The organism is Nonomuraea sp. NPDC049269, from assembly GCF_043197155.1.
In the GTDB taxonomy this organism is placed as follows: domain Bacteria; phylum Actinomycetota; class Actinomycetes; order Streptosporangiales; family Streptosporangiaceae; genus Nonomuraea.
In genome coordinates this window covers 373,281-387,936 of sequence record NZ_JBICSO010000004.1, presented here as the reverse complement: position 1 = coordinate 387,936, position 14,656 = coordinate 373,281, and the positions used below count along the sequence as shown (strand labels likewise).

General features: G+C 67.2%; 16 protein-coding genes. 7 read left to right on the top strand and 9 right to left on the bottom strand.

What is annotated here, in order from left to right; all coding sequences use genetic code 11:
• Nucleotides 1-132 precede the first annotated feature (132 nt).
• Complete coding sequence (locus ACGFNP_RS24335; protein WP_393322282.1) at nt 133-771, bottom strand: VOC family protein; 639 nt, start codon at nt 769-771, stop codon at nt 133-135.
• A 35-nt stretch (nt 772-806) separates the two neighbouring features.
• Nucleotides 807-1,679 carry a sigma-70 family RNA polymerase sigma factor gene (locus ACGFNP_RS24330; RefSeq protein ID WP_393322279.1) on the bottom strand — a complete coding sequence of 291 codons (873 nt, stop codon included), beginning with the start codon at nt 1,677-1,679 and terminating at the stop codon, nt 807-809.
• Between the two features lie 79 nt (nt 1,680-1,758).
• Here ACGFNP_RS24330 and ACGFNP_RS24325 point away from each other — a divergent pair, with 79 nt between their 5' ends.
• Nucleotides 1,759-2,172, top strand: a complete 414-nt coding sequence (locus ACGFNP_RS24325; protein ID WP_393322276.1) for a VOC family protein — start codon at nt 1,759-1,761, stop codon at nt 2,170-2,172.
• Between the two features lie 213 nt (nt 2,173-2,385).
• On the opposite strand, the gene ACGFNP_RS24320 is transcribed toward ACGFNP_RS24325, so the two are convergent.
• Nucleotides 2,386-2,925 carry a hypothetical protein gene (locus ACGFNP_RS24320; protein ID WP_393322273.1) on the bottom strand — a complete coding sequence of 180 codons (540 nt, stop codon included), beginning with the start codon at nt 2,923-2,925 and terminating at the stop codon, nt 2,386-2,388.
• A gap of 521 nt (nt 2,926-3,446) precedes the next feature.
• Nucleotides 3,447-4,451 carry a WYL domain-containing protein gene (locus ACGFNP_RS24315; protein ID WP_358314892.1) on the bottom strand — a complete coding sequence of 335 codons (1,005 nt, stop codon included), beginning with the start codon at nt 4,449-4,451 and terminating at the stop codon, nt 3,447-3,449.
• A 70-nt stretch (nt 4,452-4,521) separates the two neighbouring features.
• On the opposite strand from ACGFNP_RS24315, the gene ACGFNP_RS24310 reads away from it, so the two are divergent.
• Both ACGFNP_RS24310 and ACGFNP_RS24305 read left to right on the top strand, forming a co-directional pair.
• Nucleotides 4,522-5,322 (top strand): DinB family protein, encoded by an 801-nt coding sequence (locus ACGFNP_RS24310; RefSeq protein ID WP_358314889.1) that lies wholly within the window; start codon nt 4,522-4,524, stop codon nt 5,320-5,322.
• A 2-nt stretch (nt 5,323-5,324) separates the two neighbouring features.
• Entirely contained in the window at nt 5,325-6,011 is a 687-nt protein-coding gene (locus ACGFNP_RS24305; protein WP_393322269.1) for an alpha/beta fold hydrolase, read from the top strand.
• Between the two features lie 46 nt (nt 6,012-6,057).
• On the opposite strand, the gene ACGFNP_RS24300 is transcribed toward ACGFNP_RS24305, so the two are convergent.
• The 5 genes from ACGFNP_RS24300 to ACGFNP_RS24280 form a co-directional block, all read right to left on the bottom strand.
• A complete protein-coding gene (locus ACGFNP_RS24300; protein ID WP_393322266.1) occupies nt 6,058-6,873 on the bottom strand; it encodes a BtpA/SgcQ family protein in 816 nt (271 codons plus the stop codon).
• A gap of 32 nt (nt 6,874-6,905) precedes the next feature.
• On the bottom strand, nt 6,906-7,706 hold the full coding sequence (locus ACGFNP_RS24295) for an alpha/beta fold hydrolase (RefSeq protein WP_393322263.1): 801 nt from the start codon (nt 7,704-7,706) through the stop codon (nt 6,906-6,908).
• A 41-nt stretch (nt 7,707-7,747) separates the two neighbouring features.
• Nucleotides 7,748-8,596 carry a sugar phosphate isomerase/epimerase family protein gene (locus ACGFNP_RS24290; RefSeq protein ID WP_393322260.1) on the bottom strand — a complete coding sequence of 283 codons (849 nt, stop codon included), beginning with the start codon at nt 8,594-8,596 and terminating at the stop codon, nt 7,748-7,750.
• Nucleotides 8,593-9,627, bottom strand: coding sequence for a Gfo/Idh/MocA family protein (locus ACGFNP_RS24285; RefSeq protein ID WP_393322257.1), 1,035 nt, complete (start codon nt 9,625-9,627; stop codon nt 8,593-8,595). The genes ACGFNP_RS24290 and ACGFNP_RS24285 overlap by 4 nt, the downstream gene beginning before the upstream one ends.
• Nucleotides 9,628-9,782: 155 nt before the next feature.
• A complete protein-coding gene (locus ACGFNP_RS24280; RefSeq protein ID WP_358314872.1) occupies nt 9,783-10,556 on the bottom strand; it encodes a DeoR/GlpR family DNA-binding transcription regulator in 774 nt (257 codons plus the stop codon).
• 158 nt (nt 10,557-10,714) lie between these two features.
• Between ACGFNP_RS24280 and ACGFNP_RS24275 the strand changes: the two genes are divergently transcribed.
• Genes ACGFNP_RS24275 through ACGFNP_RS24260 form a run of 4 tightly spaced genes read left to right on the top strand, consistent with a single transcriptional unit; the run spans nt 10,715 to nt 14,649 of the window.
• Nucleotides 10,715-11,656 carry an ROK family protein gene (locus ACGFNP_RS24275; protein WP_393322254.1) on the top strand — a complete coding sequence of 314 codons (942 nt, stop codon included), beginning with the start codon at nt 10,715-10,717 and terminating at the stop codon, nt 11,654-11,656.
• Nucleotides 11,653-12,912, top strand: a complete 1,260-nt coding sequence (locus ACGFNP_RS24270; protein ID WP_393322251.1) for an extracellular solute-binding protein — start codon at nt 11,653-11,655, stop codon at nt 12,910-12,912. The genes ACGFNP_RS24275 and ACGFNP_RS24270 overlap by 4 nt, the downstream gene beginning before the upstream one ends.
• 1 nt (nt 12,913) lies before the next feature.
• Complete coding sequence (locus tag ACGFNP_RS24265) at nt 12,914-13,804, top strand: carbohydrate ABC transporter permease (RefSeq protein WP_393322248.1); 891 nt, start codon at nt 12,914-12,916, stop codon at nt 13,802-13,804.
• Nucleotides 13,804-14,649: a carbohydrate ABC transporter permease gene (locus tag ACGFNP_RS24260; RefSeq protein WP_393322245.1), complete on the top strand. Its 846-nt coding sequence runs from the start codon at nt 13,804-13,806 to the stop codon at nt 14,647-14,649. The genes ACGFNP_RS24265 and ACGFNP_RS24260 overlap by 1 nt, the downstream gene beginning before the upstream one ends.
• Nucleotides 14,650-14,656: the final 7 nt, after the last annotated feature.

Here is a 14,656-nt window from a genome sequence, read left to right as displayed (position 1 = left end):
CCAGGGCGGTCGCGGCCACGATGGCGCCGGTCGCGAACCACAGCGTTCGATCGAGGCCGAACCGGTCCGCGTCGCGACGCCTATGCCCGGGGATCCGAAGACTCTCGGCTGTACCTCTATCCAGAGCTTGATCTAGGGGGGCGGGTCTCCTGCCTTCTCTCCCTTGCAGAGGATTCCCTCTTGCTTCGGAGCTTCGGGCGCCTTTCCTGGGGCGCTCTTCTGCTCGCAGTAACTACGCGTGTATCCGCTCTGCTTCGACTTGCACCACAAGCACTTCTTGTTCCTTCCTTCCAGCCACTTGCATGGCTTGGTCTTTGCGGAAGCGCAGCTGGTGAGGGCGCGTTTGAGGGCCTTGACTCTCGTCACCTCGCCCGCGGACCCCGGCTGGGTGAACCGCAGCATATTGCCGGAGGGATCGAGGAAGGCACAGTCGCGGACGCCGTTGGGCTGGTCGATCGGCTCTTGCATCACTTCGGCGCCCGCTGCCTCGATGTGCTCGAAGGTGGCGTCGCAGTTGTCGGTCACGAAGACAAGACGGCCCAGCAGGCCCTCGATCGCCTGCTGGTCAGCCGGCGGGACACCCAGGTCCGCGCCGGGCGATTCGAGGAAGATCTGTACGTCCGGCTGCGACGGTGGGCCGACGCGCACCCACCGCGTCCTCTCGAATTCGCCGTCATCGCGTACCTCGAAGCCGAGCACGTCACGGTAGAAGCCGAGCGCCTCGTCCACGTCGTGGACGGCGAGAGCGCAAGACGAGAGATTGAGGTTCATGCCGCTCACGCTGCGGATCGGTCGGGGAGGTCGGCTCATCCCCGCTCCTTGTCGTCGGCGCGAAGAAAGACGATGTCGAGGTCGCGGAGCCGATCCGGGTCGGTGTCGATGGCGATGCAGGTGATCTTCCCGTCGCTGATGGTGAACGTGAAGACGGCCTTCGGCCGGCCGCGGTGCGACCAGACGGCCGCCGGAACGCCATCGACCAGAGCGAGCCGGGCGGCCTGAGCCCGTCCGGTGAAGAAGGCCGCCACGGCGTGGCCACCGCGGATCTCGACGGCCACGGCGTCCGGATCGAGCAGTTCGAGCAGGGCGGCGAAATCTCCCTTTCGGGAGGCGGCAAGGAAGGCGGCGACGATCTCCCGCTTCGGGGAACGCGCGGCGTCGGATGCCCCCGCCGCTCCCTGCACCCGCCGCCGGGCCCGGCTGGCGAGTTGCCGAGCGGCCGTGGGGGAGCGGTCGATGATGGTGCCGATCTCGCCGAACGACACAGCGAAGACGTCGTGCAGGACGAACGCGAGCCGTTCGGCGGGAGTCAGCGTGTCCAGCACCACCATCAGCGCGACACCGACCGAATCGGCCAGCAGCGCCTCGTTCTCGGGGTCGGTCTGGCCGCCTGGGCGGGTGCTCGCGTGCGGCGTGGCCGGCTCGGGCGGCAGCGCCCCGGCCGGGTCCTCCCGCCGGCTACGGCGTGCCTCGAGCATGTTCAGGCAGACCCGGGCGACGACCGTGGTCAGCCACCCGGCCGGATTCTCCACCTGGCCGGTGTCGGCGCGGCTGACCCGCAGCCAGGCCTCCTGCACCGCATCCTCGGCCTCGCTGGGTGAGCCGAGCATCCGGTACGCCACCCCTTGTAAGCGGTCCTGGTGCTCGGTGAACCGCTCGTTCAGCCAGTCCTGCTCGATCATCGGTCACGTTCCTTCGTCTCGGCCTGTCATATCCATTGACCGGCGAACCCACGCCAATGTGACACGGAGGAGATAAGGCATGAAAGCGCACGTGAGCTCGATCCTGCTCGGCGTCCGGGACCTGGAGCAGTCCAAGCGGTTCTACACGGAGGGCCTCGGCTGGAAGGTCCAGCAGGACTACGGCATCTCGGTGTTCTTCGAAGCGGACGGTGGCTCGCCCGTCGGCTTCTACGGCCGTGATGGCCTGGCCGATCAGGTGGGCACGAGCCCGGCAGGCAGCGGCTTCAGCGGACTGGTCCTCACCTATGTCGTCCGCAGCGAGGCACGGGTCGACGAGATCATCGCGGAGGCCGAGAAGGCCGGCGCCACGATCCTCAAGCCCGCCGGCGCCCTGCCGTGGGGCGGGTACGGCGGCTCCTTCGCGGACCTGGACGGCTACATCTGGAGTCTCGCCTACAGCGCCCAGGGAAAGAACCAGCCCTACGCGGAGTGACAGCGTCTTGAATTCTCTGTGGTTCCCTGAAGGACTCAGGTAACTCGGACAGGCGTGGCCTGGGCCGCTCCCGTGCTCGATGAGCATGAGTACGGGAGCGGCTTTGGCGTGGTGGAAGCCTGTGCGATGGTGGGAATACCTGTCACGGCATCTCACCGGCCCGACGTGACAGGTATTAGCGCCCGGCCACCGGCATCGAAGTAAGGTTCGAAACTAGGATGCGGGCATGACCCCGTCGTCGTTGGGCGGCGGCGTCGAATCACAAGGCGCCCACCACTGCTCGCCGTTGAATTCCGGTAGGCGGCGAACCGAAGAGGGAGACCGCTTCGATCGAGCAGGGTATGTGGTCCCTTTTGTGTCTTTGCGGCCGATTAGCGTGGATATGGCGGTCACATCCGCGGACGTGTACGCGGTGCGGGCACCAGAAATAGACATATCGGCGGCCTCGGCTAATGCCCTCAACCTGTAGGGCTCTGGCCGAACGAACTCCCTGGCGTATGCGATTATCAGCCGCATCTGTTGCTGTATATCCCTTTTTTGCGCGGCGAGCTCGTTGAGCTTCGCCAGGACAGGATCTTCTGAGGTGGAGGCGCGTGCCGCCATCATCAGGTCCGCTGTGATCGTGCGTCGCTGCTCTCGTAACGCCTTCAGGCGCGCCTCGTACTCCTTTGAGTCTTCGCCTGCGTCGATGGCGATGTTCGGGATGAGGATCTTGGCGAGTTCGTGTGCGATTTCTTCCACGCGGTGCAGCATCCATCAGAGAGTGCGGAGATCGCAAGAACTTCTTCAATATGCACGCGGGGTGCGGGCCTCCGGGGAGAAATATTCCCCACCCGGAGATGTGCTCTCTCCCTCTCCGGTGGACAGAAGCGCGCTTACGGTAGTAATCGCATTTCGGCGCTGAATGATCTTGTGTAATTCTCGGGGTGCTCGCAAGGCGAGCGGCCCTTCTGTCTGTAGCAGAAAGGCCGCTCTCGCGGGTCCTCGATACATTCGTGCGAAGGGAATCCGCTGTGAAGAGACTACTCGGAAGGCGTCACGAGCCGGAAGCGATGGAGCATGAGAAGGGCAAGCAGCCGCTCCCTCAGAGATGGGTGGTCATTTTATTCGCTTCTCTGGTCGGGGGGACGATGACCGGCTCATCTGCCGACTCGTCTGCGGTTGGTGTCGCCACAGCTCTCACGATCGCTGGCCTCTTACACTCCGTAATGGGATAGCGCCCGTGCTCCCTGCCCTTGTAGCCATATGGCCTTACAAGGGCAGGGGGATCGTCGTCAGGCGTGCCCTGGGTCGGCCGAGTTCTTCGATGGCGCTGTCGGGGGCTGGTCCGCCAGGGCGGCCGCGAAACGGGCCGCGAGCGTCGCGACCGCGGCACGGAGTTCCGGGCCGCCGACGACGCGGAAGGCGAACGGCACGGTCGCCAACCACTCCTGTGCGTACATTGCCGGATTGTTCGTGCTGCCGACGAGGACGCACCCTTCTCCTGATGATTCGAGCCGTCCCATGGGAGGCCGGATCCACGGGGCCACCTCAGCCGGCGGGGCGTCGAATACGACGTGAGTGGGGAACTCCCACCCCGTGCCCAGGTTCTCCTCCAGCGCTGCCACCGGGTCGAGGCCGTCGGGCGGCTCGAACTTGTGCGCGGTCTGCTGGACCGCGCGGACCCGGTCGACCCGGTAGGTGCGGATCGCGTCCGCGCGATGGGAGTGACACAGGAGGTACCAGCGTCCGTGGCGGGCGACCACCGCCCAAGGATCCACCTCGGCCGCCCATTCATTGCCGGGCTGGCTTCGATACGTGATCAGCACGCGGCGTCGGCTCGCGATGGCGGAGACGAGTGCGCTGGTGGTGGCGGGATCTGGGCGGGCCGAGTGCCGATCGGGCGCAGCCGACGCATGCTCTCGCAGCGCGGCCGCCTGCCGGCCGACGCTCTCGGGCAGTGCCCGGATGACCTTGCCCAGGGCCGAACCGACGAGGTCCTCGACGTCGGTGGCAGCCGGCTGGCCGTCGAGCACCGCCATGACCAGATGAAGCGCCTCGGCCTCCGTGAAGACGACCGGAGGCAACCTCGTCCCGCGCCCGAGCCGGTACCCGCCGTAGGGCCCGCGGGTTGACTCGACGGGGATGCCCGCCTCTCGGAGGATGCCGACGTACCGGCGCGCGGCCCGCTCCGTGACTCCCAAGCTCGCGGCGAGTTCGTCGGCCGTCACGCCGGGGCGGGTCTGGAGGATCTCGATGGTACGCAGAGCTCGTGCGGTGGGGCTGAGATCGGTCGGCACACGAGCAGGTTAGGCGGTCACGTGATGAACCGGAAGTAGAACGTCCGGAATGGGTCCTAGCCTGAGCTCCATGACCGAGTTCCGCGAGCAGGACCTCGCAGGAGCACGCTTCGAACGCGTGAGCCTCCGGGGCGCCGCCTTCAGCCGGGTGTACCTCAACGATGTCCGCATGCAAGCAGTCGACCTCACCGGCGCGCGGATACGCGGCGCTCTGTTCAACGCGAGCCGCCTGCGCGGCGTCGAGCTGGTCGACGTCGAGATCAGCGGCGAGCTGAAGAACGTCGTCGTGAACGGGGTCGACATCGCACCGCTCGTCGAGGCCGAGCTGAATCGCCGCATGCCCGAACGGGGGAAAATGCGCCCCGACGACACCGATGGGTTCCGTGAGGCGTGGGCGATCCTGGAGCGGCTGTGGGAGGACACCGTCGCGCGGGCGAGTACGTTCCCCGAAGCGACGCTCCACCGCAGCGTGGATGACGAGTGGTCCTTCATCCAGACCCTGCGGCACCTCAACTTCGCCGGCGCCGCCTGGGTGGGCCGGATGATCCTCGGCAACGTCGCGCCGTGGCACCCGTTGGACCTGCCGTGGGACGAGGCGCCCGGGTGGGACGGCATCCCGTGGGATCGCGAGGCACGACCCTCGCTCGATGAGGTGCTCACGATTCGGCGCGAACGCCAGGCGATGGTCCGCCACGTCATGACGTCACTCACGGACGAGCAACTCGCCTCTGAGGTCACTCGCACCGAGCCCGGCTGGCCCCGGATGGAGAGCTTCCCCGTCAAGGAATGTCTCCGCATCGTCCTCAACGAGGAATGGGAACACCGGCTCTACGCCGAACGTGACCTGACCTCCCTGGAGAAAGGAAATTAATCATGGACATCCTGCTCATTGGCGGCTTGTGGCTCGACGGATCCGCATGGGACGACGTCGTGTCCGCGCTTGAGCCGCTCGGCCACCGTCCCGTGCCGATCACCCTCCCGGGTCAGGGTGACGGATCCGCGTCCGCCACGCTCGACGACCAGGTGGCAGCGGTGCTGGCCGCCGTGGACTCGGCGGCCGAAAAGCCCATGGTGGTGGGGCATTCCGCCGCCTGCACCCTGGCTTGGCTGGCCGCTGACGCGCGACCGGAGCAGGTCGCGAAAATCGTCCTCATCGGCGGCTTCCCGGCCGCCGACGGCGCGCCTTACGCCGACTTCTTCGAAGTGAAGGATGGCGTCATGCCCTTCCCCGGCTGGGGTCCGTTCGAGGGGCCGGACTCCGCTGACCTTGATGAGGAGGCCAAGCGAATCATCGCGTCCGCTGCGATCCCGGTCCCCGAGGGAGTGACCAAGGGCGTGGTGCGGTTGACGGACGAACGACGGTTCGACGTCCCGGTCGTACTTGTGTGCCCCGAATTCACCCCTGCCCAGGCTCAGGCGTGGATCGACGCCGGCGACGTGCCCGAGCTCGCCAAGGCCAAGCACCTTGAGCTCGTCGACATCGACTCGGGCCACTGGCCGATGGCCAGCAAGCCGATCGAACTCGCCCGGCTCCTGGCCGCGGCGGCTGCCGAGGTCTGAGGGGCGGACCTGTCGATTACCACCCAGAGCGCGATGGCGGGGCTGGTCAGGCGGCGCTTTGTGCTCGTGCCGCTTTTACGAAGTCGGCTGCGCGGGCCGGGTCTACGGCGTTCCAGGTGTGGCCGTCGATCTTGAGGTCGCTGCCGACGATGCAGCCGTCCGCTATGGACAGGAACTGGCTGATCGTGTCCCGCCGGGCACCGGTGTTGAGGAGGACGGGCACGTCGGCCGGTGTGGCGTCCCGCACGGCCCGTACGGTGGAGAGGTCTGGGCCTGCGCCGGCCATGGGACCGGACACGAGGATCGTGTCGGCGAGGCTGGATACGACGGCGGAGCGGGCGGTTGCCGGTGCCTGGCGGGTGCCGATCGGGGAGGCGAACTCGGGTGTGATGTTCATGAAGATCGCGAGGTTGTCGGCGTGGAGCCGGCGGCGTTCGCGAAGGGTGTGGGCGCAGTTGGTGGTCCACAGTCCCATGTCGGACTCCCACACGCCGGTGGTCACCTCGCGGATGAAGTCTGCCTCGCATGCGACGGCGGCCGCGAGTGCGATGCGCGGGTCCCAGAGGAAGTCGACGCCGATGGGGAGTCCGGGTGGGCGGCATTCGGTGACGATGCGGGTCATCACCGCTGCGGACTCCGGCCCGGCGTTGAGTTCGTAGGGGCGGTCGTTCTCGTTGCAGAAGAGGATGGCGTCGAAGCCCGCGTCGACGAGGATCTCCACGTCTCGGCGGACATGGCGGATCATTCCCGCGATGCCCGCACGATCGTCGTACAGAGGGGTTCCGGGCAGGGCCGGCACGTGAGCCATGGCGATGAGCGGTTTGGTGTCTGATCCGAAGATGGCGTGGAACCGGGAAGGCATGAGGTCTGGCCTTTCGTGGTGAACCGGGTGCTTCACGATGATGTGTTGTCGAGGGCTTGACCGGCCACGGCCGTGATGATCGCGGCGGATTCTGCGATATAGCGATCATCGTGCGCGGACTTGGGTGGGACGACGTGCAGGGCGGTCCCGCACGCGCGGGCCCAGTGGCGGGCGATGGTCAGTGGGTGCAGCGGGTCGTGCCGGGTGCCGATGATGGTGGCCGGTGGGCGGATGCGGCGCAGATCGGCCAGGTCGGCGAACGGGGTGGACAGCGGCATGTGTTCGAGGCGAAGGCGTCGTTCGGCCGCGTGGGGGGATTCGAACTGATCCATCAGGCTGTCCGCGGCGGTTTCTGATTCCGTTCGCACAGCGCGGTAGACGGGAGAGCGCGCGAATTCGGCCGCGGCGGCTGCGCCGTCCCGGGTCGCGAGTAGTCCCGCGATGGTCCTGAACGCCCGCAGGTGGGGAGGGTCGGCCTGGTCCTCCCAGGCGGGCCGGATGAAGACGAGTCCGGCGAGGGCGTCGGGAGAGTGAAGGGCCAGCGTGGCGAGGACTCCCGCTCCCATGGAGATGCCGACGCCGATGAGCGGCGGCTGTATCGCGCAGGTGCGCAGCAGAGCTGTGATGTCGGCGCTGAACCGCTGGAAGGTGAAGTCGCTCGCGTCTCCGATCAGCGGGGTCAGACCGTGGGCGCGCATGTCCGGTATCAGCAGGTCGCAGGGGAGCCTGGCCAGGTGCGGCAGGAACGGGTCGAACTGCGTGGTGTCGCCGCCCAGCCCGTGCAGCAGCAGCATGGTTCCCGAAGCCGGTGCGTCAGGCCGTCGTAGCGTCACATGGGCCACCTCGGCATAGCGGTTTGACGAGGCTGCCGCGCTCATGTGTTCCTCGCTGCGTGCAGGCGGTCGCGCAGGTACCGGCCGGATCGGGAGGCGTCGTCCTCGGTGGCGTCCTGGATGATGAGCGGCACCGCTCGGCCGAGTTCGAGGGTGCGGCGGCAGATCATCGTGTAGTCGAGATCTCCACGACCGAGGGGTGCCGGCCCGGCGGCGGTGAGGTCCTTGGCCTGCAGGCCGATGATGTGCTCGCCGAGCAGGTCGAAGGCCTCGTTGACGATGTCGTCCTGCCGGTGGATGGTCTCCGGCGCGACCAGGTTGCCGGGGTCGAGGACGATGCCGATGTGCCGGGCGTCGGATCCCAGCTCGCTGATGAGCCGGTGGGCGCGCCGCGCGGAGTCGACGACGTTGGCGGCCTCCGGCTCGATGCCGAGCTTGATTCCCGCATTCGATGCCGCCTCGAGCAGGGCATCGAGGGTGGAGCGCAGGTCGGCCCAGGCGGCGGTGGAGCGATTGTCCGGGTGGCCGGTCCACATGTCGCCTGTGTTGAGTGTCCCGCTGCACAAGGTGACCGCGGTGACGCCGAGCAGCGGCGACATTTCGATCAGCCGCGCCGCCTGGCGGGTCTGCCGGGACCGGCGGGCTCGATCGGGGTGGATGATGTTGTAGGTGGCCGACAGTCCCCAGACGGTGACGCCGGCGTCACGGAAGTCCCGGCCGACGGCGGTGACGGCGTCGAGGGAGACATCAGGTGCGAGCGTCGGAAGGGCGATCGCCGAGAAGTTGAACTGGGCCAGGCGGAAGCCGGCCTCGGCGACGGCGGTGGCGACCTTGCCGGCGGTCGTCCGGGGAAAGGTGCGGGCGAAAATGCCGACTTCGGGAAGCGTCATGTGTGGGTCACCGGCCGGTCGACGGCGTCGCGGATGGCGTCGACGATCCTGAGTGCCTCGATGCCGTCGGCGGCGGTGGGCTCGGCGCGCGTGCCGCGGAGGATCGCGCGGGCGAAGGCCTCGATTTGGCGCTCGTAGGGGTCGCTGTCGCCGAACACCGGCTCGGTGTAGGCCTGGGTGGGCTCGTCGAACACCCTGACCGAGCTCGGTTGCCTCGTGAACGGGAAGGGGCAGCGTAGCCGGACGTGGCCGGCGTCGCCGTAGAGGTCGAACCCTTCGGACCATTCCGCGTGGACGCTCGCCGTCACCTCCAGGCTCAACGCGGCCCCGTCGCGGTATCGGCCCAGGGCATGCCAGCTGTAGTCGCGTTCCCCGTGGGACAGGACCGCGCTGTGGATGGTGTAGTCGCCTGCCAGATAGCGCAGCAGGTCGAACGTGTGGATGCCGTGCGTGGCCAGAAGATGTTCCGCGCGGTGGATCGCCTTGTACTCCAGCTCTCGCGACCGCACGGCCGGATCGACGATCAGCGGAGGGAACAGGGTGGTCTCGATCGGCTCGCGAAGTCTCGACATCACGCGGTACCAGCCGACGACACTGCGGAGGGGGCCGATCCGGGTGACGGCTGCGGCGGCGTACTGGACGCCGGGGTCGAACCGCTTCATGCTCGCCACCTGCAGTTGCAGGCGAGCCGAGTCGGCCAGGTCGCGCAGGTGCTCGGCCTCGGCGACGGTGGCGGCGAGGGGTTTCTCGATGATGACGTGCTTGCCAGCCCGCAGTGCCTGCTCAGCCACCTGGGCGTGGAATCGGTCGGGAACGGCGATCAGCACGGCGTCGACCGGCGCTCCGAGCAGGTCCGCGACGTCGAGGAAGGCATGTGCGCCGTAGCGGCTCGCCATGGCGTCGGCCAGCGTGGCGCTGCCGTCGCACACCGCTGTGAGCTCGACGTTCTCGGCTTTGGCGATGGCCGGCAGGTGTGCGGCTTGCGAGATGCGTCCGCATCCGATGACGGCCAGACGAATGTGTTCGGACACGATGTGGGGTGGTCTCCTCCGGTACGCGGCCCAGCGGTCTACAGCGGCCCGGCTGGGCTCAGTGATTGGCTCTGTCGCCACAAGAGCACAACATGCACGGAAGCGTGCGTCAAGCGGCATGATGTGTGCATCTTAAGATGCGCGTTCCAGAGAGGTCAGCCGTCGGTGAGGGAGACCGTGCGCAGCTGAGATCCGTAGAGCGCGCGCTCATCGTCGGCGATCCCGTCGTCGGTGATGAGCAGCGAGATCGCGTCGAGGCCGCAGACGGTCATCAGGGCGCGTTTGCCGAAGCTGGGGCTGGCGGCGATGACGGCGACCTGCTGGGCGGCGTGGAGCATGGCCTGCTTGACGGGGAGTTCGACCATGTTGATGTTCGTGATGCCGGCCTGATGGTGCACCGCCTCCGCGCCGAGGAACGCCCAGTCGGCGTGCAGTCGTTCGAGCTCCGCGACCGTGGACGGGCCGACCAGCGTGTACGCGGTCTCGATGGGGGATCCGCCCGTGACATGCACGCGGACGGTCGGATCGCCGGCCAGGCAGACGGCGATCATCAGATCGTTGGTGACGACGAGGACCTCCTTCTTCTGGCGGCGCAGCGCGAGGGCGAGTTGGTATGTCGTCGATCCGCTGTCCAGGATCACCGACTGGCCGTTCTCGATCAGGTCGGCCGCGGCGTTGGCGATGGCGACCTTCTCCGCCTGGTTCGCAGTCCGCCGCACGTCGTAGGGGACGTCGACGGCGGCGGCGGGCTCGGCCGGCAGCACGCCGCCACGGGTGCGCTTGATGAGCCCGGCTCGCTCGAGATGGGCCAGGTCGCGCCGGATCGTCGAGCCGTCGACCTCGAACTGGTGCGCGAGCCCACCGGTTCCCACGTACCCCTCCAGCCGCACCTGCTCCAGCAGGGCGCGGCGGCGTTCCGCAGATCGCATGTGATCCTCCTAGCGTGCACGGGAAACTGCACGCATCATACTTCTTGACGCACGATTCATGCCCGAGTCATTCTCAGTTGCACGTAAGTGTGCATTTCGGTCACGCCGAGACGGAAGCCGATGGGCTACCCCGTGGCGGACCGTCAGGAGGGGAAGCAATGGCTGGCGCATGGGTGATAGGCGTCGACGTCGGCGGCAGCAAGGTCGCCGCCGGGCTGGTGGACGAGGAAGGCCGGGTCCATCGCCGGATGTCCTTGCCCACACCCTGCGTGCACGGACCACCGGCCGTCATCAGCCTGATCGCGGACATGTGCCGTGAGCTCGGCAACGGTGCGGCCGACCGATGGCTGTCCGTCGGCGTCGGCAGTCCCGGTGTCGTCGATCCCCATAGCGGCACCGTCACCGCCGCCACCGACACCTTGCCCGGCTGGCAGGGCACCGATCTTGCCGGCGACCTCGCGAAGGCGATGGGCTCGCGCGTGGTCGTCGGGAATGACGCGAACGCTTTTGCCCTGGGAGAACACCTCTATGGAGCCGGACGCGGCGTATCCGATGTCATGTACGTCACCGTCGGGACGAGTGTGGGCGGCGCGCTCGTACTCCAGGACCGGCTCCTGACCGGCGCGCACCACCGCGCCGGCGAACTCGGCCATTTCCCGATCTTCGAGGCCGGCCACCGCGTCTGCAGCTGCGGACGCGCCGGACACCTCGAGACCGCCGCCTCAGGACCTGCGATCGCCGCCGCGTACGCCCGCCTGGCAGGTGACGGCACGCCCCGCGACCTGAGGGAGGTGGCCGAGCGCGCACGTCGCGGTGACGCTGCCGCGGTCACCGCGCTCACCCAGGGGGCCGAGGTTCTGGGCAGGACTCTCGCCGGCCTGGCCGGGGTGTTCGACCCGCGGCGGGTCGTGGTCGGCGGCGGCGTCTCGCAGATCGGTGCCCGCTACTGGACTCCCCTTCGCGACGCCTTTCACAACAGCGCCCTGACCGTCTCACCGGCGGTGGACATCATGCCCGCGGCGCTTGGCGACGATGCCGGCATCGTCGGCGCCGCCGCACTCACCGTCCACAGCCTCGATATGACCAGGAGGAACCGATGAAGAAGAAGAGCATCGTCGCACTGCTCGCCACAGGTGCGGCCGGATTGCTGCTCGCCGGGTGCGGCGGCAGGGGAGCCACCAATGCCGCGTCCGGCGGCGGTGACGGCGTGAAAGAGCTGAGGGTCGTCATCGCCGAGTACAGCAAGGACCACACGAAGACGTTCTGGGACGCGTTCGCCAAAAAGTACGAGGCGCGGACAGGCGTCAAACTCAACCTGCAGATCGTCAGTTGGAACAGCATCGACCAGCAGACCAGCACCATGATCCAAAATGGCAACCCGCCGGACATCCTCAACCTCAACGCCTACGCCAGCTACGCCAAGGACGGGCTGCTCTACCACTCCGAGGAAGTGCTGCCGGCCGCGACCAAGGCCGACCTCATCGACGCCTTCGTCCAGAGCGGCACCTACAACGGCAAGATGTACGGCTTCCCTGATCTGTCGTCGGCCAGGGCGATGTTCTACAACAAGGGCCTGTTCCGGCGCGCCGGAATCTCCGCACCCCCGAAGACCTGGGACGAGTTCGTGTCGGACGCGCAGAAGATCGCGGCGCTCGGCGACGGCACGGTCGGGTACGCCCAGCCGCTCGGCCCCGAAGAGGCGCAGGCGGAGTTCTCCATCTGGGCCTTCAACAACGGCGGCGCCTGGAAGAGCGACGGCACATGGTCGATCAACTCCAGCAAGAACATCGAGACACTGCAGTTCCTCAAGGACCTGTCGACGAAGTACAAGGTCACCCAGAACAACCCCGGCAAGACCAACCGGACCGACGGCGCGTTCGCGCTCTTCTCCTCGGGCAAGGCCGGCATGGTGGTCGGCTTGTCCCAGCTGTCCACCGGCTTGGACAAGGAGGAAAAGGTCGACTACGGGGTCGCACCCATGCCCACGAGGGACGGCGGCGTTCCGCAGACCTACGGCGTCACCGACTACCTCATGGCCTTCAAGAAGAACGGCAATCAGGACGCGGTCAAGAAGTTCTACGAGTTGTACTACCAGCCCGACCAGGTGAACACGTGGATCAAGGCCGAAGGCTTCCTTCCCGTGACCGAATCCGGGCTGAAGATCTTCGCGTCTGACCCCGCCCTGAAGGTCTATCTGGACACGTTGCCCAACATCCATCTGACCCCCACCGACGATCCGACGTGGGACAAGGTCAAGCTTGCCGTGCAACAGCAGATCGGAGCCGCGGTAGCGCCAGACGGGAACCCCGCCGCCGTGCTGGGCGAGCTCCAGAAGACCGCCGAGACGGGTGGCTGAGGTGAGCCGCCGCCACGTTCCGGCGCTCGCCGCGTTCCCCTGGCTCGGGGCGGGGCTGCTGTTGATCGGCGGCGTCGTGCTCTATCCCGTGTACGAACTGGTACGAGCGTCGCTGTCGCGTTACTCCATTACCGGGCTGCGCCTGGGCGACGCGGGCATCGACAACTACCTCCGCGTTCTCAAGCAGCCGGCTCTGGGCTCCGTCCTGGCCAACACCGCGATCTGGGTTTTCGGCGTCACCGCGCTGACGGTCGCCATCAGCCTGGCACTCGCCCAGTTCCTCGCCAAGGAGTTCCCGGGCCGACGTGTCGTTCGCTGGTCGGTCATCGTGCCATGGGCCGCCTCCCTGGTGATCACAGGACGCCTGTTCACCCTGATCTACGACTACTACCACGGCATCCTCAACCGGCTGCTGATGGACCTGCACCTCACGAGCCGGCCGATCGACTTCCTCGGCGACGATCGATGGACGGTGCCCTCGATGATCGCCGTCGGCGTTTTCGCTTCGGTCCCGTTCAGCACGTACGTCCTGCTCGCCGGACTCAACGGCATTCCCGGCGACGTGTTCGAGGCGGCCAGGATCGACGGTGCGGGTGCGTGGACGACCTACCGCGCCGTCACCCTGCCACTCCTGCGCCCCGCGCTCGTCGTCACCGTCGTCCTCAACATCATCTATCTCTTCAACTCCTTCCCGATCATCTGGACGCTCAACGAGCGCAACCCCGGCTTCACCCACGACACGACCATCACCTTTATGTACAAGCTCGCGTTCAAGAGCGCCGAGCACGACGTCGGCCAGGCCGCTGCCGGCGGCATCTTCAACGTGCTGCTGATCCTCGTCGCCGTCGTTGCCTACCTACGCGCCGTCAAGTGGCAGGAGGCCGGCACCTGATGACCCGACTGACACCGATCGGCAGGAAGCGGATCCGGCACTACGTCCTCGCCGCCGCCGGACTCGCCGTCGCGGCGTCCTTTCTGGCGCCATATGTCGTCATGGCGCTGGACTCACTACGGCCGAGTTCGGAGGTGCTGCAGTCGCCGGCGACGTTCCTTCCGAGGGACTGGACGTTCGGCGCCTACCGCGAGATCGCCGGCGACGCCCGTTTCCAGAACTGGCTGAAGACCTCGCTCATCGTCGCCGCCGCCTCCACGATCGTGGTGCTGCTCGTGTCGGTTCCGGCCGCCTACTTCACCGCCCGTCATCGCTTCCCCGGCCGACCGGCGTTCCTGTTCCTGGTGCTCGTCACGCAGATGTTCTCGCCCACGTCACTCGTCGTCGGCCTCTACCGCGAGTTCTTCGAACTCGACCTCGTCAACACCTATCTCGCGATCATCGTGACCAACGCGGCCTTCAACCTCGCGTTCGCGATCTGGATCCTGCACGGGTTCTTCGCCTCGATCCCGCTCGAGATGGAGGAGGCGGCGGAGCTTGACGGCTGCGGGCGCGTCGCGACGCTCCTGCGCATCATGCTGCCCCTGGTCAAGCCAGGCGCGGTCACCGCGATCACCTTCACCTTCATCGCGGCGTGGAACGAGTACGTGGTGGCCCTGACCCTCATGCAGGACGACGACAAGAAGCCGCTCACCGTGGGGATCAGCTCGTACGTGACCGGCTACGAGCAGCATTGGGACCAGCTCTTCGCCGCCTCCATCATCGCGATCGTGCCGGTCGTCATCCTGTTCACCGCGATCGAGAAACACCTTGTCGGCGGTCTGACCGCGGGCGCGGTCAAGTAAGGGGAAC